We start from the raw sequence: 20,487 nt of genomic DNA, 5'->3' as shown, positions 1-20,487 counted from the left end.
ATGCGCCTCATTGGACCGTCGCCTTCGCGGCTACGCGGGTGGCCTGCAGCTGCGCAATGGCCTGCATCGTGCGAAGTTGCAGATCGGTCATGGCCGTTGTCCAGATGCGCGTGGGATCGGCCTCGGGATAGCAATCGCCCAGCAGGATCGTCGCTTTCGCCACCATCACGGCGCAAAGCTGGAAGGCGAGCGACAGCGCATCGTGGTGGCGCTGGTCGCCTAGCTCGGTCAGCGCCATGGCTCGATCGAACGCCTCGTGCATCAGCGCGTCGATCCTGGGCTCGACATCCTCGCCGATCGTCACGAAGGCGTCCGCCATCTCGCGGTGCAGATGCTCAGTGCTCATGCCGGCACCTTGCGGCGTAGGTGCTTCAGCTGCTCGACCCACGCCTCATCGGCGGCGGGTTCGGTGTCGGGCTTTACCTTGCGGAAGTAGGCCGCTAGCCAATGACGATTGTCGGGCTTTCCGTCAAAGTGCAGGAACAGGCCGCCCATGCACACATGCTTGACCCGCAGCAGGTCTCCTTCGGTGGGCTCGATAGCGTCGCCGACGCCATCCTTTACGCCCAGGCAGACCGCGAGATCTCCGGCCTGCCAGTCCTCGGTCGCGCGCGGCAGGCCAGCAATAACGGCGGACAAAATGAACCGGATGAAGGGGCTGCTCATGCTGCGACTTCCTCGTACTCGGCCGCCGCTTCCACATAGGCCGAACTGATGATGTGGGCGGCGGCGGCCGGGGTGCGCATTTCAGGGAACTTGCCCTTGTGCGCCATGATCTCGGCGTACCAGTCGGCCTGTTCCTGTCCGGAGAGGACCGCGACGAGCAGGGTCTCGCTGATCGCGTTGCCGCCTCGGCAGGCGTCGCCGATCGTGCCGGCAATGCCGCCGAACAGGGTGCCGGCGTAGCGCAGCACCTGCCCGTCGAACGCTCGGGCCAGGACGCGCAGCGCCTTCAGCGTTACCTTGTCGCCATAGCTGCGCTTGGCTTCGCGGATGCCGCCGATGTTGCCGATGCTGCCCGGCGCCTGATCGACATTGTTGGTGCTGGTCGCGAGCTGGAGCCCGGCCTGGCTGATGAGGCTCATCAGCTTGCAGGCTTCGGGATCCTTGCCGGCGACGGCGGCCTTGAAGATGTCGAGCGCCTTGAGCGGCGTGCGCTGGCGGTTCAGCTTGGCGAAGATCGCCGCCTCTTCCTGCGCGGACGCATAGGTCGCGACCACGCAAGGCAGCTGGGCGATGTCGGGGCGAAGCTTCGCGGCCGACAGGCGGTGCTGGCCGTCCACCACGAACAGTCCGCCGCTCACCCGGCGCGAGACGACCAGGACCTGGCACAGATCCCAGTTCCACTCGCGCGCGATCTTGGCGATCAGGTTGCGGCTCTGGCCGTTCTCGATCGAGCGCTGGTAGGTGGCGTCGACCTGAAGCTGCGTCGGCGAGAGATATTGGAGCACCGGCAGGCTGCCCTTGGGTGCGTCATATTGGGGCTTCCTGCTCATGAGCGGGCCTCCTGATCTTTGGTGTGGCGGTGCTGAAGCGCCGCGATGGCGTCAGGCAGCAGGTCGTTCGTCATCACCACGTCGGCGTCTTTGTCGGAGCCGAGCTCGTTCCGGACGAGCAAGGTGATTTTCGGCGTGCCGATGAAGTGCGAGGCGATCTGATTTAGCCGTCGGCTGATATCCTCCTCGATGGCGGCCGGGAACGTCATTCTGCCGCCTCCAGCTGCTTGTCGTTGGCGAAGACCGCGGCGAGGCGCGGGCGGAAGCGGACCATGGGGTGGACCCAGTCCTTCGCCCGGCCGAGCGCACGGGCGACGGGGGCGGGGAGGTCGGCGGCCTTGCGCTTTTCGAGGGCGAGATATTCGCCTTGGGTGACGTGCGGGTGGACCTGCTCCAGCTGGCGCGCGCGCGGCAGCAGCGCGACGAATTCTTCGGTCGGCTCGATCAGGCTGCGGACCGCCTCGTCATCGCCATAGCCGGCGAGCAGCGCGATATGATCGTGCATTTCGATCTCGTAGCCCGGCGCGTTGGCGGATCGCTCCAGCGCGCAGCCGGCGATGATGGCCGCGGCGATATCGCGCAGCACAACGGCGTCGGCGCGGAACGCGTCGAAGGCCTGCACCAGATCCGGCTCGGTCATCGACGAATGCTGCTTCAGCAGATCGACCGCATCCTGCCAGATGCGGTGCGCCGCTGTCCGATCGACATGATCCTGGATGCCGCTCGCCAGCACGTCGTGGCGGACGGACAGGCCGGCGAGACCGCGATCGGTCGATTGCGCGCCGGCGACCATGATGCCGCGATGGGTCAGGCGCTCGCGCGCCAGCGCCCAGAGCAGATAGTCGAGCGCGATGCTCTGGCCGGCCGGTCGGCGGTTCTGATCCCTGACCAGCGCTGCGCGCAGCACCTCCCGCCGCAGCGAGCGCATGACCTGCACGCCATCGGCCGTCAGGCCCTGATCATCGCGGGCGAGCTGGTCGGCCTGCTGGCGATAGCCATAGCCTGCCCCGCCATCGATCGCAGAGCCGGGGCGCAGGATCGGCCGCGCCTGCCCGGCCGGGTCGGACGGGTTCTGGCCGATCGGGCCGGTGGAGACGGGGCGCGGAGCGGGCGCGTCGGGCAGCTTGCGCGCTGCCGCCTCCGCCTTCTGCTTTTCCTTGCGGCTGGCCCACCAATAGCGGAGCTCGGGCTCGCCACCCTCCTGCACGACGAGCGTCGCATAGACCTGACCCGCCGGCAGCGGCAGCATCATGCGGTTTTCGATCAGCGCCAGCTCTTCCTCGAGCGGCACATAATAGGCGTCGATCGCCGCGATGCAGTGGGCGTGCAGATCCTCGTCCATTTCCGCGTCGCCGGAATGGAAGATCGCCCATTCCTCCAGATGTGCCATTTCGTAGCGGATCGAGGCGAGCCAGGCCGCGTCGGCCGCATCGGCGGGCTCGGGTTCGGCAACGATTTCGAGCCCATTGTCGACGCCCTGGTCGTAATTGCCCAGCATCAGGCGGGGCGGCGCGGGTTCGAAGCGCAGGTCGCGGCCGCACTGGCGGCGCACTCGCGCGCGGATCGCATCGAGCTTCGCATCGGCAAGGCCAAGTAGCAGCCCTTCGTCAGCGACGCGGCCGCGCTGTTCGGCCTGGTCGGCGAACAGGTCGAGCTCGTAGCGGCCGCCGGCGTCGGCGTAAGCCGTCTCGCCCACGAAGCGGAGCATCTTTTCGAGCTCGCGATCGCCGATCTTCAGGAGCCGGCGCACCAGCGCCGCCGGGTTGCCATGGCTGCGGTGCGGGTGTTCGAGGAACTTTTCATAGACGTGCAGCTGCACGGCGACGTCGTCGGTCGCGCCGAACGCCTTGGCGACATCCTGGCTGATCTCGCCGGCTTCCAGGGCGGCGAAGACGGTGGGATGGAGATTGCCGAGGCGGGCCCAGCGGCGGACGGTATCGACCGTCTGGCCGTTGGTGTCGGCGATCTCCTTCAGGCTGCGGCCGGTGGCATTCGCCCGCGCGACGGCGGCATAGACTTCGTAGGGACGCAGGTCGACGCGCACCAGATTCTCGGCAAGGCTGAGCTCGCGCAGTTCGCCTTCGTCCTCGATCTCGCGGACGATGACGTCGATGGGATGGTCGGCGGGCAGGCGCCCATCGCTGATCAGCTGCGCGAAGGCGCGAAAGCGGCGGCCGCCGGCGAGCGCGCCATAACGCTTCTTCCGGCCGCGCTGGGCTGGCATGGGGTGGACCACAAGCGGATAGAGCTGGCCGCGCGTGGCGAGGGATTCGGCCATGCCGGTGATCGCATTGGCGTCGTGCTGGTTCTGGCGGACGTTGAACGGGGAGACGCATAGCGCGTCGATCGTCATCGTGGTAACGGACATGGGTCTTCTCCTGGATAAGCACCTCTTCGTGCATGCATTTTCGGGATGGGATGGTGCGGACCGGGCGGGCGTAGACCCGGTCCGCACCCGCTTCGCCTGCCGGGGTGAGCTTGGGGACGAGGCAGGCGGGCGGCTGGTCGGGGCGATCAGCGCGAGCTGATGCCCATCATTCGGAAAATCGATGTCGAGCGCGCGGCATTCGGCGCAGGCGCAGATTGCGGCCGCGATCATGCGGCCGAGCTCCGCACGTAGAGACGTTCGTTGGTGTTCGGATCGACGCCGATGGTCATCAGACGCTCGACCGAACCGTCTGCATTCAGCAGCTGCGTTTCGTGGCCGAGTTCGAGCAGCACGCGCGTTCGCTGCGCGGATGCGAGCAGCCATTGGCGCATGGGCTCCCGTTTCCACGCGCCCGGCTTGTCGCAGTGAGCGATGACGTAGCCGGCGCTGTTCAGATCGAGCACGACGCCTGTGCGGTCCGGGCGCATCGCCAAGGGCATCGCGAGATGTTTCAGGTCGTCTCGCTCCCGCATGCGCTGGCTGCCGAGCCACCAGCACTGGAATGTGGCGCAAGCTTCAGGACGGTCGGCATAGATCGCGCACCCGCGATCAGTGCAATCTCCGCACTTGGTGTGCGCCGGCTTCACGCGGTCCGGCATGGTGACCTTCATCACCGTGCAGCAAAGGGTGCAGGATCCGCAGCCGGTCATAGGAGCAATCCGATCGCGGCGGCAGGATCGAAGGGCTGCTCCAGCGGATCAGCGGCCTCGAACGCGGTGCAGTGCGGGCCGCTGGCGCTGTTGGTGCGCCATTCGGCGGGATATTCCGCGTCCGTGACCTGATAGATCATGGTGTCGAGCGCGATATGACAACGACCATCGTCGTCATGGGCGCAAAGGCCGCACCAGCGCGCCATGAAGTCAGCGCCCTCGGAGCCGCACGACGGGCGATAGGCGCGGGCTTCAGCCATCTGCCTGCTCCGTGCCGGGGCCGCCGTCGTCTGACCGTCCGCGCGAAGGATAGCGGTCGAGAAACCCCTTCAGGCGGACCAGTGAATCGATCCAGCCATGCCGGCCGGGCTCGTGCTTGCGCACCAAATCGATCAACTCATGATCGACGCTGCAGCGCATAGCGTCGTCGATTGGCTCCAGGGCTTCGCGTCGTCCGATCAGTCGGCCCATGCGGACGGCGTTGGCGACCACGTGCACCCGATACAGGCTCCAGTTGCGGTGGAGCGCCGCGCTATCAGCCGAGGACAGGACAAGGTCGGCGATATCCTCGTCGGATAGGCGGGTGACGAAGCGCTCGCTAACCATGCGCCGCCTCCGCCGGAACAGGCGTCACGCGGTCGAGCAGGTAGCAGCCGCTGACGCTTTCGACCCAGATGACGGCCGAGTGGCCGGAGAGGATCTGCGCTTCTGAGCGGGTGACGGTGCGCAGCTGCTCGCCGGTGTCACGCTGGAGGATGACGGGCTGGCCTACGGGGAAGCGGGCGTTGAACGCATCGACCTGGCGCTGGAGCTCGCCGAGAGATTTGCGGCGCGGGGGCTGGGCCATGGTTACATGCCCTCCATCTGGAGCTCAATCGACTTGAGCCCGTCGATCAGGCCGCGGAGGCCGCGGCGGCTGATCGCGATGGCGATCGCCTCGCCAGTCGGGGCGAAGGGATTGCCGCCCCAGATCGAGATCAGCGCCTTGTTGAGCTCCGGGATCGGCGCCCAGCCCAGCGACGCGCCTTCGCAGACGGGCAGCAACTGGAAGAAGCCGGCGCGGAAGCCGTCGGGGATCCAGGCGCAGCCATTGTCGTCCAGCAGGATCGGGATCGAGAAGGGCTCGATCGGATCGGCCTTGATCGGCGGCAAGAGTTCGACGGAGGGGGTCATCAGACGCTCGCCTCCTCACGGCGGGCGTCCCGACGCGCCAAGGTCAGCAGGCGGCCGCGCACGCTGCTGTTGGCGCGGCCGAGCCGCTGCGCGACGATGTGCAGCTTGACGCCGGCTTGCTCGAGCTCGATCAACTTCGCATCGTCCTCGGCGGTCCAGGGGCGACAGGGCCGGCCATTGCGCCAGTAGGTTTCACGCGGCGCCGACGATCGGCCTCGCAAGCGCGCGGGCGCGTCGGCGCCGAGCCGCATGCATTGCCAGTTGATCGACGAGCCGCTGATCGGCGTGCCGGCGTGGGTGAAATGTTCCGCGATCCGACCGGGGCCCCAGCCCCGCTCGCGCAGGCGCGCCATTTCGTCCAGCTGCTCGTCGGACAGTCTGCAACGCCGGGTCATGACTGCCACCACCAGATCAGCGCGGCGGCAACGATGCCGCAGACGAAGCCGAGCAGCATGGCGCGGCTGACGCCGCGCAGGTCGGCGTCGAGCTGCGCGTCGGCATCCTCGATGAAGGTCAGGCGTGGCCGGGGCTCGTCCCAGAAGCGGACGTCGGGATCGTCCTGGGCATAGTCGCGGGGGCGAAAGGGCGCGGGTCGGGAGGGTGAGGGCATAGGTCAGGCCTCCTTGAGGGCGAGAGAGGTGGGGGCGCAGGCGGTGCAGAGATGCTCGCTCGACCAGGCGCAGGTGGCGTGGCCGTCGAAGCAGGCGTCGTTCTGGCTGCAGCCGCAGGTCAGGCAGATGCGGGGGGCGGGGTTGACCGCGTCCGTGCCGAAGCTGCGGATCGCGATCAGCTGCTGGAGCACGGTACGGTCGAAGCGGAAGGCGCGGCCGAGGGTCGCGATAACGTCGGGGCTGAGCGCCGCGATGTCGCGCTCGATGCGGTCGATCCAGGCGGTCTTGTCGATGCCGCCCAGGCGCGGATCGGTGTGGACCAGCGCGGCCACGTCCATGATCGAGAGGCCGGCGGCGACGCGGCGCTTTCGCAAATAGGTGCCGGGGGTCATCATGGGCAACGCTCCCGAAAGGAGGCAGCAGAAAAGCCTGCCCGAAAGCGCGTCAGGTGCGCCGGGCCGGCCGGGTTTCTTGATCGGGTCTTGATCGGCGGGGCGATTTCGCTGCGGAAAATGGCGGAAAATCGCGCGCCGGCTTTTTGACCGGGATTTGATCGGCAGGCGTCCCTGCCGGGCGATCAGGGCGGCGCGCGCGGGCGGCCGCCGAGGCGGGCGAGGATGCGATCGGCCCAGTTGCGCACGTCGAGCACTTCCTTGGTCGCGCGGGCGGTCTCGGCGTCGCCGGAATCGGGCTCGGCCGCTTCCAGCAAGGCGAGGTTCGCCTCGTTGGTTTCGCGCATGAAGCCGAGGGAGTCGCGGCGCAGTTCGTGCTTGTCGGAGAAAGCAACCGCGTCGGCCGCGCCAATCATGTCGGCATGCGCCTGAAGCAGCGGATCGCCGATGCCGCCGTTGCGGCGATAAAGGATGCCCAGCGTGATCATCGCAGGCAGCGGCGGCTGCTCGTCGCGATCGGGATCGCCCCAAGCGCGCACGGTGCGCTCATTGTAGTCGACCGCTACCGCCATGCCGGCCCAGCCACCGACGCCTTCCTGGCCCGCGATGCGGGCGAGAGCGGCGTCGATCGACAGCGGGGCGCGCCGTTTGGTCAAAGTCCGGCACCCCGCAGAGGTGCGACCCGAAGGCGGGGCATGAACCTCGCGCGCGGCCACGCAGCGGAAGGTCCGGGGCGGCCGGAGCGCCCGAGGAATTTCATGGTTCGGCCGTTCAAGTCCGCCCGAATCGAGAGAAAGGCCGCCGCCGGACGGCTGTTCAGAGATGTTCCGGCGGCGGCAGGATAGTCCCCGGTGGGTCGAAAGCGGGAAGTCTTGCCGGGGGCTATGGGACGAACGCGCAGCCCAAAGGCGCGCGGGGATTGGGGGAGACTGGCAGGGGGGCGACGGATAGCGCGGAGGGATGACGGACTCATGGCCGCACCCCTTCCAGCTGCTGGTCGCCGGCCTGCCCACTTTCGCGCGGATAGATGTCGGGGCGCAGATCGTGGCGCGAGATGCCGGTGGCATCCTCGACGACGAGGACGTGCTCCGCCTGCAATGGTCGCCCATCCTTCAGCCGTTTCGAGATCGCGCCTTGGGTGCGACCAACCAGAGCAGCGAAAGGAACTTGGCCCCCCGCAACTTCGATCGCGCGCCGGAAGGCCGCTAACATCGATTCACTCTCGCTCATGACAACCGGAATATTCCTATTGGAAAGCCTCTGTCAATTCCGAAAGTGCGATGGCGGAATATTCCGGTAGTTATATTTTGTGAACATGATCCTAAGCGAGCGAGTCCGGGACCGATTATCTGCGTCAGGCATTACGCAGGCCGAACTCGCGCGGCGGGTTAATGTCACGCAGGGCGCGATCGCCAAGATCGCTAAAAACAATCCCCATCGTTCCTCGGTGCTTCATCTTGTGGCCCGTGAGCTTGGCACTACGCCGGCATATTTGACGGGCGAGACTGACGACCCGCTCGCCGACGCGCCGCAATCGCCGTTGCTCGATTCGGAAGAACGCGAGCTGGTCGATCATTTCGGCCACCTCGCGCCGGCTGATCGCCGCGCGCTGCTCCAGATCGCCCGCTCGATGGCGGGAGGTGCACCGCCGTCCGAGACGGTCCACGCCCGCGGCGGAGAGGGGAAAGCCGCACGCGGGACGCTGCACGACAAAAAGCCGCAGTTCAAAGGGGAAGATCAGTGACGCGGCGCAAGCGGCGCGTAGGGAACGCCCCCGCGCCGCCGCGCTCTTGTTGCATTTATTGTGGCCAGCCTGGAACGACCAAGGAGCATATTTGGGGTCGGTGGAGCAAGGATATCGTTCCCCGCGTCCATCCATATTCCAATCATACACTTCGGTTGGAAGATGCATCCGGCCGCGAAAAATTCAGTCGTGGCGCTATGTGTCGCCCAGGCGACCTACGGGACCAATCACTCCGTATCGCCTGTCAGGCTTGCAATAGTGGATGGATGGCAAAGGTCGGGGAAAATGTTAAGCCAATTATGTCCGAGCTTGCCGCCGGGCGCGGGTGGCCTATCCAAACTGATCAGTTTTTGACGCTGGCATTGTGGATGACCATGTTCACGATGAGCTATGAGATGGGTCACCGACCTACTGCGGCAGCCACAGCAACCGAGCGCCGGTTCCTCATGCAAGAGCAAAGGCCGCCGGATGGATGGGTGGTAGCGGTGGGCCGTCACGAGGGGCCGCTGTGGGCACACAAAGTGAACCATTGCGGGTTTGCAATTGTCAAACCTGGCGAGTTGGTGACGAGTGACACCAAGCACCATGGGCAAATCACCGTGTCGACCTTCGGCGATTTGCTCTTTGCTGTCGCGAGTGGGTTCCCCTTCCCGGTGGACGTACATTTCCGATCCAGCCTGATGCATATCATCTGGCCACCTCCAACATCCGTGATCGAAAGCGGCGACTTCGTGCATAACGACGATGATGTCGAATGGGTGGCGCATGCGATCCAGTGGGCTTGGGGGCAATCTGAAGACGCGCAGGCATTCAGACGGATCATGAGCGGCCGTTTGCGGGTCCCAACCGAGTATCTTCCCCCCATGATGCAATATCATCGTCGTCAGGGATGGCAGGCTGACATCCACAATGCGCCCTATGAGCCAATCAACATGCCAGCCCGCGAGGATGATCCAATCGACAGTCAAGCGGTTCACACGCGCAGCGGGGCGACCGGAGCGGGAGGCGAAATCCACGACAACAAGCCAGCGGATCGGGGGCAATAGGCATGGTCTTCGTAATTTTTTGGCTGATATGCGGCGGCATCGCCGCGATGATTGCGTCCAATAAGGGGGGCAGCGGAATCCTGGGGTTTGCTGTCGGCGTCCTGCTGGGCCCCTTCGGTATCATCGCAGCCTTTTTCATGGGCAGCCAGAAAGAGGTCGAGGCCAAACAGATCGCATCGGGCGACAGCAAGAAATGCCCTCGCTGCGCCGAGCTGGTGAAGGTCGATGCGCTTGTCTGCAAGCATTGCGGGCATGAGTTCGCGTGATGTTATCGGCGGTGCCGCGGCAGGTGCGGGTGGTGATCACAGCCTCGTGCTGATTCTGACAATCGCCATGGCTGCGGCAGCCGTTCCAGCGGGACAGGCATTCACGTGCCATGCAATCCGCATATGGGACGGTGACGGGCCAATTTGGTGCGCGGAGGGCCCGCGCATTCGCCTTGCGGGCATCGGCGTGAGGGAGCTCGACGGACGCTGCCGGCCGTATCAGCCCTGCGCCGGGTCGAGCGGGATTGCTGCGCGTGATCATCTGGTTCGCCTGCTTGGTGGATCGCGTGGCCGGACGGTCGATGGCCACATTGTCGTGCGCTCGACTCTGCGCTGCGTGTCTGCCGGCGATGCAAAGGGCGGGCGCACCGCAGCCTGGTGTCGAACTTCCGGCGACGATCTCAGCTGCCGGATGATCCGCGACGGCTTCGCGCGCCGGTGGGAGACATTCTGGAAAAAGGGGGCCTGCTCATGAAAGTCTGGGGAACCATCATGCTGATCGTCGGCGTAGTGATCGCAGCGATCGCGCTGCTGCTGATGCCATCGACGGTCAGCATGGAGGACATGACCACGCTTTCCTATACCGGGTCCGTCATTGGGACTGGTCGCTTCATTGAGACGTACAACATGCCGCGCGCCCAGCTGCGCGAGATGGTCTTCCAGGGTGGCGGGCTGTTGTTCCTGGCCGGCATCGTTCTGCTTGCCGCTGGAACGATCCAGGAGGCGCTATCCGCTTTGATAAGCCGCACGGGCAGGGGCGGGGGCGAGGGCGACGACGCAGCGTCTGAGTCCATCGATCGGCCGGCATTTCCTCCGCTGCCGCTTGATTCGGATGAAGCCGCCCGCAACAGGAAGATCATAGCGGGGCTGGTCGTCGCTGTGGTGATCGCGCTGGCTGTCCTCGGCGTAATGGGCATGATGCGGGACGCCCGCACCGCCACCGGCCGCAAGAGCGATGAAGCGAATGCCATGGCGGCGGCAGACGCGGCGGAGAACGCATCGCGCGCGGCCGACAACGCGATGAACGCCGCTTTGCGTGCCGCCGACGAGGCCGCTGCGGAAGCCGCCCGCTAAGCGCAGACCTGCTGGCTAAAGTGAATGTTGACCGACTCCAATATCGTTCTCCATATGTTCTCGCGAAAGGCGGGCCATGGCGAGGAGCGAGGGAAATCGGGTTGTGCCCACGACGCTGTTCGAATGCGTCCTGTGGAACTATGGCGTGCATCTGCTTTGCCGCTGTCACCATCATGCCATTTTCCACCCGTGCGGCCTGTGGTGGCATTTCGATAAGCGGGGGTGGTCGGACGATTTCCGCGACATCACAGCGCGCTTCTATTGCCGCAAATGCCATGCGAAGAGCGGCCAGCGAATTCGGCCGTCGTTGGTGCAGCCATCGCAGACAATGCCGACCATCCTGCTTCCCATGCCGGACGAGCGCGAGTGGAAGCGCGCGATCGCGCGCAAGCGCGGGTAGCATCGCTGGATTTTCAACGACTTTCCCCCTATGTTCTCCCGAACAGGGAGGGCGCCCGCTTGGGCATCGAGATCGACATTCCCCGCCTGACGCCGACGATGGCGAGCAGGAAGAACCAGGTGCTGGCCTTCGTCCGCCTTTACTGGAACGCGCATAGCGTAGGCCCCTCGATCAGCGAGATCGCGCGAGCAGCCGGCTGCGCGCGGTCGCGGGCGCAGAAGCTGGTGACCAAGCTGGTCCGCGAGGGCCATCTTCACCGCATCGACGGCATGGCGCGGGGGGTTCGGCCCGCCAGCGTGCTGGAAGAGGCGCTGCGCCAACTGCGCGCCGCCGGCTATGTCGTCAACGACGACGTCATCGCGCCGCCGGCCGGCACCGCGCCGCTGATCGATATCGACGAGGCCGGCGCGCTGGTGGTGCATTCCGGCATGGGGAGCGGGTGGACAAATGCGCCACTGCCGCCCGACCGTGCGCGCGCGCAGGAAGGCCCGGAGGGAGACCGTGGGCATGCGGACGGAAACGGGTCGGGAACGGACGGGGGCGCTCCCTCTTAACCAGCAGGAACTGGCAAAGCGCGCCTGGGCATGGCGGCATCCCGATCGCGCCATCGAGGAGCGCAGGCTGCGCAAGGCGCGTGCCGAGCTGATCGACCGATGGCGACACAAGAATGCCGGCACGCCCGAAACCCATGAAGCCAACCGGCAGCGCCGCCCGGGTGCGATCGCGCGGCTGCATGCGTCGGGCCATCTGACCGACGACGAGATGGCCTGGGCCGAGCATATCGCCGTGGCGGCCGAGCAGATCATGGCTGGGGTCGCGACGCGGACGTGCAGCCTGGAAACGCGGGTCGATATGTCCCGCCATGGCGACGCCTTCTTCGAAGCGCTCGGCGCAGTGTGGCGGGAGATGGCCTATTCGCGGTGGCGAAGCGCGATGGGGCCCAGCGCGGCGCTGGTGCTTGATATCGTGGTGCACGACGTCGGGCTCGCCCGTGCGGCCGCGGCGCACCACATTCATGTGCGCAGGGCACGGCGGCTGCTGACCGACGCGCTGCACCTGTGGGCGCGGGTCCATGGCGCGGTGCGCAAGGATGTGACGGCGGCCGATCTCGTCGCCGCGCATGCGGGGCTTACTTGATCACCTTTCTACCCCAAAGTCCGATCGGCTTTGCGCAGCCCGCCTTATGGCTATCGTCCTTGCAGCTCGCGAAAATGACGCGGCTCGGTTTGACTGAGCCGTCCGGGTTCACGTTGAGCTGATAAATCAGACGGAGATCGCGCAATTGATCGATGGCCGAATCCACGGTTCCTTCGATCTTCTCCTTTACAACCGCGTTGGTGGTGAACGGCAGAACCGAGAGGAGTGCATCAGCAGATTCCGCCTCACTCCCGAGTTCCGTATAGACCTCCTTCATTTCTCCGACCAAGCGCCAGAGATCGAAGTCGTCGCGATCGAGCTGATACTGTCTGTTGATCTCATCAGCTTCCATGCGGCTTTCCCTGGCCATTTGTTGCAAATGCAACCGAGCCAATGCGACGATTTCCGGAGAGGCGCGCTCGTCGGCCGGGCCAGCGAGATCGACCTCCACCGGTTGCTCGGCGTCGGCCACCTTGAGCGCTTCACGAATGTCGTCCATCATCTGCTTCTTTATCGCAAAATGCAGCGCGGCCTGTTCCTGTCCGTTTACGAACTGCTGCAGGAACGGTGCACCCACGGCCACGATGATCACTAGCGCGTTGATCAGGGTCGATACCCAAGCCACGTTCACCGCGCGCCGGGCTTCTCGCACCGCCGCCCACTCCGCGTCCGTCCTGCACACCATCCTGTCGGCTGCCGGATCACCCGTCATCGCTGAACTCCCCCAAAATTCGCAATCGCGTTCAGAATGACAGAAGGGCATCTTTCGCGATAGACGCGACGCCATCACGAAAAATTGCCGGGGTGGACAAAAGCGCCACTGCCAAAATGGCCACGCAACCGCCAGAAACGACCCCGCGCTAATTGCGTCCAGAGCCCGCCCGGTCCCGACCAGGCGGGCTTTTTGCGTCGATGGAGGTTCGTCATGGCAGCTACGCCTACCCGGCCTTCGATCCCCGACATGCTCGAAAATGCCAGCCACGCGCTGGACGAGCTGATCCGCGATGCCCGCCTTCCCATCCCCCGAGGCCGCCATGACCATGTTCATGCCGACCTGGAAGAGCGGGCCCAAGCCATCGCGGCCTCCATCGTCGCGTCTTTCCGTGGGTTCGCGGCCGCATCGGCGCCGCCGATCATGCTGGAGACGGACGGACGCCGGGCCCGCGCCCTGTTCTGACCGGAGACCCTATGAGCAGCCTGCTTCGCCGCATCGAGATCCGCGGCCTGAAGGCGCGTGGCTACGGCCGCACGCCTTACCGCATCGCAAAGGACATCGACGGCCGCGAGCGCCCGGTCCGCGTGGCGCGCGGCGGGTTGATCCTTGGCCCTGAGCCGGACCTTGCCCGCATCGGCTATCGCTGGCCGCGCGTCGTCGACATGCGCAAGGCCTTAACCCGGGCGCTGCCGGCGTGAGCGAGGAGGATCTGTTAACCTTGCAGATCATGGCCCAGGGCGAGGGCGAAATGCGCCTGTCCAAGCGTCTGGTGCGCAGCCTGCTCGCGCAGCTGAAGCTCGACGAAGCAACCCGTCGCGCACAGGCCATGGTCGGCCGCATCGTCGGGACCGCAAGCTGATGGGTCGCGTTCGATCCGCCGCACAGCGAGCGCCCCAGACGACGGAGCAGGCGACCGCGCTGTGCACCCGCTATGCCGAGCGCAGCGCAGCCGCCGCCCTTGTCATCCAGGCGCGAGACGAAACGATCGCCGCGGCCAATCAGTCGGCCGACGCCGAGCTGGTGCCGATCGTCGCCGAGCTCAAGGATATCGAGAAGCAGCTCAAGCCCTGGTTCGCGGCGCATTTCGACGCGCTGACCGGCGGCAAGCGCAAGTCGATCGAGCTGGGCGGATGTTATCTCGGCTATCGGCTGGACAAGGCGAGCGTTGCCTTCGCCCATGGCAAGGATGACGACATGACCGTGACGCTGCGCGCGGCCGAGCTCACCGACTATGTCCGCACCAAGCATTCGCCCGACAAGGCGGCAATCATGAAGGCGCTGGAGGGCGAGCGCGACGCATTGGCGATCCGCGAAGCCGAAGCCCCGTCATTGGCAGACAATGGCGGACCTCCCATAGAAGAGGCCGCGCGACAGGCGCTGTCGCCGCTTCACTATCTCGGCTTCTCCATCAAGCAGGGCGAGAGCTTCTTCCTGGAGCCGGTCGCGCAGGACGGCGCGATCGAGCCGTGATCGACGCGGGATTTGATGCGGCCAGGGCCGGCGAAAGACTGGTGCGCAAGCTGGAGCAATCGGCGGAGGTGGCGGGCTGCACGCTGGATGTGGTTACGGGCGATAGCCAACGCGTGTCCTGCGGCGTCTTCGACAGCGCGCTGCACTGGCTGAAGGTTTCCGTCGGCGGATCGTCGGGCCGCGCCTGGCTGGAGACGCTCGACGAATATTCGATCCATGTGCCCGGCTTCGTCCTGGCGCAGCTGGCCGTCGGCGCCATCGATGACACGGGCGGGCAGATGCTCGCCGAGATCGAGGCGCAGATGGTGAAGGAAGCATAAGCGGCCCGGCCGCAATACCCCCTCGTTACAGGAGCCCTTCATGCCCGGTGTCACCGCCAACATCGCCCTATCCGTCGCCGCCAAGCTGACCGGCACCGCCGACCTTGGCAATCCTCTCGCGCCGGTGACGCTCGAGAAGGTCATCCGCATCGTCGGCGGCACCGATGCGCTGGGCAAGGCGGACATATTGTTCGCCGACACGCGCACGATCGCCGCTTCCTCGAGCGAGAATCTCGATTTGGCCGGCGTGCTGACTGGACTGCTCGGCGGCACGATCACCGCGGCCGAGATCACCGCGATCATCGTGACGGCCGATGCCGGCAACACCAACGACGTGCAGATCTTCGGCGCGGCGAGCAACGCGTTCAACGGCCCGCTTTCGGGCACCACGCCCAAGCTCAGCGTCGGTCCCGACGATGTGGCGATGATCACCAACAGGAAGGGCTGGACGGTCACGGCCGGCACCGGCGACATCCTGCTGGTGGGCAATAGCGGCAGCGGCACGCCCGTCACCTACACGATCATCCTGATCGGCCGCACCGTCGCGGCCTGATGCCCCGGCAGGCTCCGCGCTTTCGGCCGCCGGGATGGCGGCCGCCGGAGCCTTGGGCGACCAGCAAGGGCAAGAGCCGGCAGCAGCGTGGCTACGACGCTGTCCATGATGAGATGCGCAAGCGCGTGCTCATCGAGGAGCCATGGTGCGCCGAGTGCCTGCGCACTGGCGTGGCTCCGCCCGGGCGCACGGTGATCGCCGACCACATCCGCAACCGTGCGGAGGGCGGCGGCAACGAGCGCGAGAACTATCAGGGCCTTTGCGACCGGCACTCAAAGGCGAAGACTGCGCGCGAATCGGCTCGCGCCCGGCACCGCAACCGGATCGATTCGGACTGATCGGCCACCTGCAAATGGGTCGCGATCAAGTGAAATCGGACGCATTTCGGCCCGTTTCGAGCGATCTGCACCCCCGGGGGAGGGTCAAAACTTCCCTGTGGAGGGCCCCGGGACCGCGCCTGTGGTCATTTTCTCACGCGGTCAAAATCAAAGGGTAAAAAGTGAGGGCCAGGGATGGCTAGAGGCGGATCCCGGTCCGGAGCTGGACGGAAGAGGAAAGACCCGGCGCTGAAGGAGGCGATGGGTACATATCGCGCCGATCGCGATGCACTCTTCAATGAGGACGTGCCGCTCGGCCCGATGGTCGCACCGCTTCACCTGTCCGATATCGCTCGCGGGTACTTCGCGACGATCGCCGACATTCTGGAGCAGCAGAAGCGGTCGAGCCCGCACTATGCTGAGCATGTCGGGCTGCTGGCGCTCAGGCTCGAGCAGATCGCGATGTATCAGGCGGTCATCGAAACCGAAGGCTGCACCTTCACGACGCAGAGCGTGATCACGACCAAGGACGGGTCGGTGTCAGCGCTCAAGATCATGAAGCGCGCGCACCCCGCCGTAGCCATGCTCGACGCTGCTATGCGCCACGCCCAGTCGCTCCTCGGCGAGCTGATGCTCAACCCCTCGGCCGCGCTGAAGCTGGCGACCGGGCACAAGCAGGTCGAAGACGACCCTTACGCTGACTTCTGATGTGGCCGAGGGGCGTGATTATGCGGGCATAGCCCGCAAATATGCCACCGACGTCTGTTCGGGGAAGATCCCAGCCGGATTGCAGATCCGGCTCCAGTGCAGGCGATTCCTGGATGAGCTGAAGCTCAGCCGGGCGAGGGGGACGAAGTTTCCCTTCGTCTTCGACACAGACCGCGCGGGCAAGCCGTGCCGGTTCATCGAGACGCTGCCGCACAGCAAGGGCAAATGGGCCCGCTCAAAAGAGCGCCTGGTCCTGCAGCCGTGGCAGATCTGGATCATCTGCGTCACCTTCGGCTGGCTGCATCGGTCCGGCGCGCAAAAGGGCCTCCGGCGATTCCGCCGGCTGTTCCTGGTCGTGCCGCGCAAGAACGGCAAGTCGGCGATCGCCGCGGGCCTTGGCCTCTACATGCTGTGCGCCGACGGGGAGTTCGGCGCCGAGGTCTATTCGGGCGCGACCAACGAGAAGCAGGCCTGGGAGGTTTTCAAGCCGGCGCGCCTGATGGCGGACCGCACGCCGGCACTGAAGCGCAAGTTCGGCATCGAGATGCTGGCGAAGACCATCTCCCGCCCGGGGGATGGGTCGAAGTTCGAGACGATCATCGGGGATCCGGGCGACGGGCAGTCGCCCAGCTGCTCGATCCACGACGAATATCACGAGCATCCCGACGACGGCCAGGTCGACACGATGGTCACCGGCATGGGCGCCCGCGACCAACCGCTGCAGCTGCTGATCACGACCGCCGGCGATAACCTCGCCGGTCCCTGCTACGCGCTGATCCAGGAGGAGCGGAAGAAGCTCGCCGGCATCGGCCATAATGGCGGGCCGCCGCTCGACCACGAAACCCTGTTCGTCGAATATACGATCGACAAGGAGGACGACTGGAAGTCGGAGCTGGCGCTCCGCAAGGCCAACCCGAACGCCGACGTGTCGGTGTCGATGGACTTTCTGCGGGCCCGGCAGCGGGACGCAATATCGACGCCGCGCAAGGCGGGTGTCTTCAAGACGAAGCACCTCAACCTGTGGGTGTCGACGAAGGCGGCCTATTACAGCGTCGAGCATTGGCGCGCCTGCGCGGACCCGGATATCCCGGTCCGCGCGGCCGACGCGATCGAGCTTCCGAAGCTTCAGGGCCGCCGTTGCATCATCGGGCTCGATCTCGCGTCGAAGATCGATATTGCCGCGCTGGTCTACCTGTTCCCGCCGATCGGTGCGAAGGCGACAAAGGATGATCCCTGGATCATCATCACCCGTTATTTCCTGCCGGAAGACACGGTCGCCGAGGTCGAGCCCTATCAGGGTTGGGATGCGCAGTCGCTGCTGGACGTGACGCCCGGCAACGTCATCGACTTTGATGAGATCGTCGAGGCGATCGACGATGCGAGCAGCCGCTTCCAGGTCGAGCATGTCGCATACGACCCGTTCCAGGCGACCTGGCTGGCCACTTCGCAGACAAAACGCGGCGTCCCGATGATCGAGGTCCGGGCCACGGTTGGCAACCTGAGCGACCCGATGAAGGAAACCGATGCCGCGATGCGCGCCGGGACGATCGCCCATGGCGGTTGCCCGGTGATGGAATGGCAGGTCAGCAACGTCGTCGCGGCCGCCGACAAGAAGGACAATGTCTATCCGAATAAGCCGGATGGGCAGCCGCACCTGAAGATCGACAATTGCGTAGCCATGATCATGGCTTTCGCCCTGGCCCTCGCCAACGAGGCCGAGGGTCCGTCCGTCTACGAGACCCGCGGCGTTCGGGTGCTCTGAGGAGAATGCATGGGCATGTTTGACCGCCTCCTCGGCCGTTCGGCCGGGGATGCACCCGCGCATTCAATCGCCGGCGGCGCGCCGCTGTCGTTCGGGCCGCGCGGGCGTCCGCCGGCGATGGCCATGGCTGGCGACGGCGGCATCATCATCGCCACCTCGGCGGAACTGGAGGCGGCGCTTCGCGGCGAATCCGGCATGACCGGCGAGGTGGTAACGCCAGAGACGGCCATGCGCGTCGGGGCGGTGTTCGGGTGCATCCGCCTGATCGCCGGCAAGGTGGCGACGCTGCCGATCGACGTGAAGCGTAGGGTGGACGATCGCACGCGCGTCGATGCGTCCGACCATGCCGTCGCGCAGCTGCTGCAGCGGAAGCCAAACCGGTGGCAACGGCCGGCCCAGTTCAAGCGCATGATGCAGGCGCATGTCCTGCTGCGCGGCAACGGCTTTGCGCTGAAGTCGATATCGCGTGGCGAGGTCCGCGAGCTGATACCGATCCATCCCGACCGGGTTTCCGTCCGCCAACTGGACAGCCTGGAGCTGGAATATACCGTCACCCGCAGGGACGGAACGCAGTTCAAGGTCAGCCAGGCCGACATGTTCCACCTCTATGGCCTGACGCTCAACGGTTATTCGGGCGTAACCCCGCTTACCTATGCGCGGGAGACAATCGGTCAGGCGCGGGCGCGCGATCGGCAGGTTGCCGCGACCTTCAAGCACGGCGCGCGGCCGTCCGGCGCGGTGTCGATGCCGGAGGGCAAGAAGCTGACCGATCCCGCCTTCGACCGGCTGCAGCGTTCGCTCGACGACTTCCGCGCCGGCGGCGACAAGGATGGCGGCGTGCTGCTGCTCGAGGAAGGTCTGAAGTGGGAGAAGATCTCGCTCAGTCCGACCGACATGGCCTGGATCGATGGGCAGAAGCTCTCCCGATCCGAGATCTGCATGTTCTTCGGCGTGCCGCCGAGCATGATCGGCGACAATAGCGGGTCCGATTCTAACTGGGGCACCGGCCTGGAGCAGAAGTCCAACGGCTTCAGCGCCTACACCATGGATGACCATCTGGTCATGTGGGAGGAAGAAGCCAGCGCGATGGTGTCTGACCCGCGCATTTACGTCCGCTTCAATCGCTCTGCCATGGTCCGAACGGACATCAAGACGCGCTATGCTGCCCATGCGACAGGGCTTCAGTGGGGCTGGATGTCCCCCAACGAGGTGCGCGCGCTGGAGGATATGAACCCGCGCGACGATGGCGACATCTACTACCCGCCGCCGAACACCGCAGGTGACGACGCAGCCGACAACGACGAGTCCGAGAGCGGCGGCAAACCAAAGGACCAGAAAAACGATGATGCGTAACGCGCCGCGCCTGTTCGCGAGCGCGCGCCCCGGCGCGCTGCCGCTCCCAGTCGACAAGAAGCTGCAGGCGTTTACGCCGGCATCGGTGCTCGACCGCTATGGTGAATCGGCCGCCGGCCTGCGTGCGATCGCCCAGGGCGACAACATCATCACCGTCTTTGACACCATCGGGGAGGATTACTGGTCCGGCGGCGGCGTGACGGCCAAGAAGATCGCATCGCAGCTGCGCGCGATCGGCGATCGGGACATCGAAGTCCACATCAACAGCTATGGCGGCGACCTGTTCGAGGGCTTCGCCATCTTCAACGTGCTGCGTGAGCATCCCAGGTCCATCACCGTCAAGGTGATGGGCATGGCGGCATCGGCGGCGTCGGTGATCGCCATGGCAGGCGACACGATCGAGATTGGGGCGGCCAGCTTCCTGATGATCCATAATTGCTGGGTCATCGCGATGGGCAATCGCCACGACATGGCCGAGACTGCCGCATGGCTCGCACCGTTCGATTCTGCGATGGTCGACGTCTACGCCGCGCGATCCGGCTCGGAGCGGGACGATATCGGAAAGTGGATGGACGCCGAGACATACATGTCCGGCAGCACCGCGATCGAGCGCGGCTTCGCCACCGCGCTCTTGGCGGCCGACCAGATCACCGTCGACGAAAACGCCCAGGCCGCAGATCGCCGCGTCAATGATCTACGTGCGATGGAGCTGGCGCTCGTCGCGTCGGGCATGACGCGCACCCAGGCGCGTGCCCGCATCAAGGCATTGAAGGGCACGCCCGGCGCTGCCCTCGAATCGGACGTCACGCCAGGCGCTGACGACCAGCAGCTCAGCGAGGCCCTGAAGGGGTTGCTCGCTTCCTTCAAATAGG

General features: G+C 65.7%; 36 protein-coding genes. 20 read left to right on the top strand and 16 right to left on the bottom strand.

Annotated elements, in window-relative coordinates; genetic code table 11:
- Positions 1-7: 7 nt before the first annotated feature.
- Genes ACETPF_RS18095 through ACETPF_RS18075 form a run of 5 tightly spaced genes read right to left on the bottom strand, consistent with a single transcriptional unit; the run spans position 8 to position 3,864 of the window.
- Positions 8-346, bottom strand: a complete 339-nt coding sequence (locus ACETPF_RS18095) for a hypothetical protein (RefSeq protein ID WP_373936003.1) — start codon at positions 344-346, stop codon at positions 8-10.
- Positions 343-666: a hypothetical protein gene (locus ACETPF_RS18090; protein ID WP_373936002.1), complete on the bottom strand. Its 324-nt coding sequence runs from the start codon at positions 664-666 to the stop codon at positions 343-345. The genes ACETPF_RS18095 and ACETPF_RS18090 overlap by 4 nt, the downstream gene beginning before the upstream one ends.
- Positions 663-1,496, bottom strand: a complete 834-nt coding sequence (locus ACETPF_RS18085) for a DUF6551 family protein (RefSeq protein ID WP_373936001.1) — start codon at positions 1,494-1,496, stop codon at positions 663-665. The genes ACETPF_RS18090 and ACETPF_RS18085 overlap by 4 nt, the downstream gene beginning before the upstream one ends.
- Entirely contained in the window at positions 1,493-1,705 is a 213-nt protein-coding gene (locus tag ACETPF_RS18080) for a hypothetical protein (RefSeq protein WP_373936000.1), read from the bottom strand. Before ACETPF_RS18080 ends, ACETPF_RS18085 begins: the two co-directional genes overlap by 4 nt.
- Entirely contained in the window at positions 1,702-3,864 is a 2,163-nt protein-coding gene (locus tag ACETPF_RS18075; RefSeq protein ID WP_373935999.1) for a ParB/RepB/Spo0J family partition protein, read from the bottom strand. Before ACETPF_RS18075 ends, ACETPF_RS18080 begins: the two co-directional genes overlap by 4 nt.
- On the opposite strand from ACETPF_RS18075, the gene ACETPF_RS18070 reads away from it, so the two are divergent.
- Positions 3,863-4,024: a hypothetical protein gene (locus ACETPF_RS18070; RefSeq protein ID WP_373935998.1), complete on the top strand. Its 162-nt coding sequence runs from the start codon at positions 3,863-3,865 to the stop codon at positions 4,022-4,024. The genes ACETPF_RS18075 and ACETPF_RS18070 overlap by 2 nt on opposite strands.
- A gap of 67 nt (positions 4,025-4,091) precedes the next feature.
- Here the strand turns inward: ACETPF_RS18070 and ACETPF_RS18065 are convergent, their stop codons facing one another.
- From ACETPF_RS18065 to ACETPF_RS18020, 10 genes are all read right to left on the bottom strand, one after another.
- Complete coding sequence (locus ACETPF_RS18065) at positions 4,092-4,535, bottom strand: hypothetical protein (protein ID WP_373935997.1); 444 nt, start codon at positions 4,533-4,535, stop codon at positions 4,092-4,094.
- Positions 4,536-4,570: 35 nt separating this feature from the next.
- Positions 4,571-4,834 (bottom strand): hypothetical protein, encoded by a 264-nt coding sequence (locus ACETPF_RS18060; RefSeq protein ID WP_373935996.1) that lies wholly within the window; start codon positions 4,832-4,834, stop codon positions 4,571-4,573.
- A complete protein-coding gene (locus ACETPF_RS18055; protein WP_373935995.1) occupies positions 4,827-5,180 on the bottom strand; it encodes a hypothetical protein in 354 nt (117 codons plus the stop codon). The genes ACETPF_RS18060 and ACETPF_RS18055 overlap by 8 nt, the downstream gene beginning before the upstream one ends.
- Positions 5,173-5,421, bottom strand: coding sequence for a hypothetical protein (locus tag ACETPF_RS18050; RefSeq protein WP_373935994.1), 249 nt, complete (start codon positions 5,419-5,421; stop codon positions 5,173-5,175). Before ACETPF_RS18050 ends, ACETPF_RS18055 begins: the two co-directional genes overlap by 8 nt.
- Positions 5,422-5,423: 2 nt before the next feature.
- Positions 5,424-5,747, bottom strand: a complete 324-nt coding sequence (locus ACETPF_RS18045) for a hypothetical protein (protein WP_373935993.1) — start codon at positions 5,745-5,747, stop codon at positions 5,424-5,426.
- Positions 5,747-6,142 (bottom strand): hypothetical protein, encoded by a 396-nt coding sequence (locus tag ACETPF_RS18040; RefSeq protein WP_373935992.1) that lies wholly within the window; start codon positions 6,140-6,142, stop codon positions 5,747-5,749. Before ACETPF_RS18040 ends, ACETPF_RS18045 begins: the two co-directional genes overlap by 1 nt.
- Positions 6,139-6,357 carry a hypothetical protein gene (locus tag ACETPF_RS18035; RefSeq protein ID WP_373935991.1) on the bottom strand — a complete coding sequence of 73 codons (219 nt, stop codon included), beginning with the start codon at positions 6,355-6,357 and terminating at the stop codon, positions 6,139-6,141. Before ACETPF_RS18035 ends, ACETPF_RS18040 begins: the two co-directional genes overlap by 4 nt.
- 3 nt (positions 6,358-6,360) lie before the next feature.
- Positions 6,361-6,753: a helix-turn-helix domain-containing protein gene (locus tag ACETPF_RS18030; RefSeq protein ID WP_373935990.1), complete on the bottom strand. Its 393-nt coding sequence runs from the start codon at positions 6,751-6,753 to the stop codon at positions 6,361-6,363.
- Between the two features lie 182 nt (positions 6,754-6,935).
- Positions 6,936-7,406, bottom strand: a complete 471-nt coding sequence (locus ACETPF_RS18025; RefSeq protein ID WP_373935989.1) for a hypothetical protein — start codon at positions 7,404-7,406, stop codon at positions 6,936-6,938.
- A 313-nt stretch (positions 7,407-7,719) separates the two neighbouring features.
- Positions 7,720-7,980: a transcriptional regulator gene (locus tag ACETPF_RS18020; RefSeq protein ID WP_373935988.1), complete on the bottom strand. Its 261-nt coding sequence runs from the start codon at positions 7,978-7,980 to the stop codon at positions 7,720-7,722.
- Between the two features lie 85 nt (positions 7,981-8,065).
- On the opposite strand from ACETPF_RS18020, the gene ACETPF_RS18015 reads away from it, so the two are divergent.
- The 8 genes from ACETPF_RS18015 to ACETPF_RS17980 all read left to right on the top strand — a co-directional run bounded on the left by ACETPF_RS18015 (position 8,066) and on the right by ACETPF_RS17980 (position 12,417).
- Entirely contained in the window at positions 8,066-8,494 is a 429-nt protein-coding gene (locus ACETPF_RS18015) for a helix-turn-helix domain-containing protein (RefSeq protein WP_373935987.1), read from the top strand.
- Between the two features lie 266 nt (positions 8,495-8,760).
- A complete protein-coding gene (locus tag ACETPF_RS18010; protein WP_373935986.1) occupies positions 8,761-9,540 on the top strand; it encodes a hypothetical protein in 780 nt (259 codons plus the stop codon).
- Between the two features lie 2 nt (positions 9,541-9,542).
- Entirely contained in the window at positions 9,543-9,806 is a 264-nt protein-coding gene (locus ACETPF_RS18005; protein WP_373935985.1) for a zinc ribbon domain-containing protein, read from the top strand.
- 49 nt (positions 9,807-9,855) lie between these two features.
- Positions 9,856-10,281 carry a thermonuclease family protein gene (locus ACETPF_RS18000; RefSeq protein ID WP_373936055.1) on the top strand — a complete coding sequence of 142 codons (426 nt, stop codon included), beginning with the start codon at positions 9,856-9,858 and terminating at the stop codon, positions 10,279-10,281.
- A 17-nt stretch (positions 10,282-10,298) separates the two neighbouring features.
- On the top strand, positions 10,299-10,880 hold the full coding sequence (locus ACETPF_RS17995) for a hypothetical protein (protein WP_373935984.1): 582 nt from the start codon (positions 10,299-10,301) through the stop codon (positions 10,878-10,880).
- Positions 10,881-10,956: 76 nt separating this feature from the next.
- Positions 10,957-11,280 (top strand): hypothetical protein, encoded by a 324-nt coding sequence (locus tag ACETPF_RS17990; RefSeq protein WP_373935983.1) that lies wholly within the window; start codon positions 10,957-10,959, stop codon positions 11,278-11,280.
- 59 nt (positions 11,281-11,339) lie between these two features.
- Positions 11,340-11,834, top strand: a complete 495-nt coding sequence (locus ACETPF_RS17985) for a LexA family protein (protein ID WP_373935982.1) — start codon at positions 11,340-11,342, stop codon at positions 11,832-11,834.
- The gene (locus tag ACETPF_RS17980) at positions 11,788-12,417 is read left to right on the top strand and encodes a hypothetical protein (protein WP_373935981.1); all 630 of its coding nucleotides are present in this window, start codon (positions 11,788-11,790) and stop codon (positions 12,415-12,417) included. The genes ACETPF_RS17985 and ACETPF_RS17980 overlap by 47 nt, the downstream gene beginning before the upstream one ends.
- Here ACETPF_RS17980 and ACETPF_RS17975 read toward each other — a convergent pair.
- Positions 12,410-13,129, bottom strand: a complete 720-nt coding sequence (locus ACETPF_RS17975; RefSeq protein ID WP_373935980.1) for a hypothetical protein — start codon at positions 13,127-13,129, stop codon at positions 12,410-12,412. The two genes, ACETPF_RS17980 and ACETPF_RS17975, sit on opposite strands and share 8 nt — an antisense overlap.
- A 249-nt stretch (positions 13,130-13,378) precedes the next feature.
- Between ACETPF_RS17975 and ACETPF_RS17970 the strand changes: the two genes are divergently transcribed.
- The 11 genes from ACETPF_RS17970 to ACETPF_RS17920 all read left to right on the top strand — a co-directional run bounded on the left by ACETPF_RS17970 (position 13,379) and on the right by ACETPF_RS17920 (position 20,486).
- The gene (locus tag ACETPF_RS17970; RefSeq protein WP_373935979.1) at positions 13,379-13,594 is read left to right on the top strand and encodes a hypothetical protein; all 216 of its coding nucleotides are present in this window, start codon (positions 13,379-13,381) and stop codon (positions 13,592-13,594) included.
- 11 nt (positions 13,595-13,605) lie between these two features.
- The gene (locus ACETPF_RS17965; protein ID WP_373935978.1) at positions 13,606-13,830 is read left to right on the top strand and encodes a hypothetical protein; all 225 of its coding nucleotides are present in this window, start codon (positions 13,606-13,608) and stop codon (positions 13,828-13,830) included.
- Positions 13,827-13,991 carry a hypothetical protein gene (locus ACETPF_RS17960; RefSeq protein WP_373935977.1) on the top strand — a complete coding sequence of 55 codons (165 nt, stop codon included), beginning with the start codon at positions 13,827-13,829 and terminating at the stop codon, positions 13,989-13,991. Before ACETPF_RS17965 ends, ACETPF_RS17960 begins: the two co-directional genes overlap by 4 nt.
- The gene (locus ACETPF_RS17955; protein ID WP_373935976.1) at positions 13,991-14,602 is read left to right on the top strand and encodes a host-nuclease inhibitor Gam family protein; all 612 of its coding nucleotides are present in this window, start codon (positions 13,991-13,993) and stop codon (positions 14,600-14,602) included. The genes ACETPF_RS17960 and ACETPF_RS17955 overlap by 1 nt, the downstream gene beginning before the upstream one ends.
- Positions 14,599-14,922 (top strand): hypothetical protein, encoded by a 324-nt coding sequence (locus ACETPF_RS17950; protein WP_373935975.1) that lies wholly within the window; start codon positions 14,599-14,601, stop codon positions 14,920-14,922. The genes ACETPF_RS17955 and ACETPF_RS17950 overlap by 4 nt, the downstream gene beginning before the upstream one ends.
- 40 nt (positions 14,923-14,962) lie before the next feature.
- Positions 14,963-15,475, top strand: coding sequence for a hypothetical protein (locus ACETPF_RS17945; RefSeq protein ID WP_373935974.1), 513 nt, complete (start codon positions 14,963-14,965; stop codon positions 15,473-15,475).
- The gene (locus ACETPF_RS17940; protein ID WP_373935973.1) at positions 15,475-15,813 is read left to right on the top strand and encodes an HNH endonuclease; all 339 of its coding nucleotides are present in this window, start codon (positions 15,475-15,477) and stop codon (positions 15,811-15,813) included. Before ACETPF_RS17945 ends, ACETPF_RS17940 begins: the two co-directional genes overlap by 1 nt.
- Positions 15,814-16,053: 240 nt before the next feature.
- Positions 16,054-16,500 (top strand): P27 family phage terminase small subunit, encoded by a 447-nt coding sequence (locus ACETPF_RS17935; RefSeq protein ID WP_373935972.1) that lies wholly within the window; start codon positions 16,054-16,056, stop codon positions 16,498-16,500.
- Positions 16,501-16,579: 79 nt separating this feature from the next.
- Complete coding sequence (locus ACETPF_RS17930) at positions 16,580-18,262, top strand: terminase large subunit (protein WP_373935971.1); 1,683 nt, start codon at positions 16,580-16,582, stop codon at positions 18,260-18,262.
- 15 nt (positions 18,263-18,277) lie between these two features.
- Positions 18,278-19,615 (top strand): phage portal protein, encoded by a 1,338-nt coding sequence (locus tag ACETPF_RS17925; protein WP_373935970.1) that lies wholly within the window; start codon positions 18,278-18,280, stop codon positions 19,613-19,615.
- The gene (locus ACETPF_RS17920) at positions 19,542-20,486 is read left to right on the top strand and encodes a head maturation protease, ClpP-related (RefSeq protein WP_373935969.1); all 945 of its coding nucleotides are present in this window, start codon (positions 19,542-19,544) and stop codon (positions 20,484-20,486) included. Before ACETPF_RS17925 ends, ACETPF_RS17920 begins: the two co-directional genes overlap by 74 nt.
- Position 20,487 lies beyond the last annotated feature (1 nt).

This window comes from Sphingobium agrisoli, from assembly GCF_041877245.1.
Lineage (GTDB): Bacteria > Pseudomonadota > Alphaproteobacteria > Sphingomonadales > Sphingomonadaceae > Sphingobium.
This window is presented reverse-complemented; position numbering and strand designations above follow the sequence as displayed.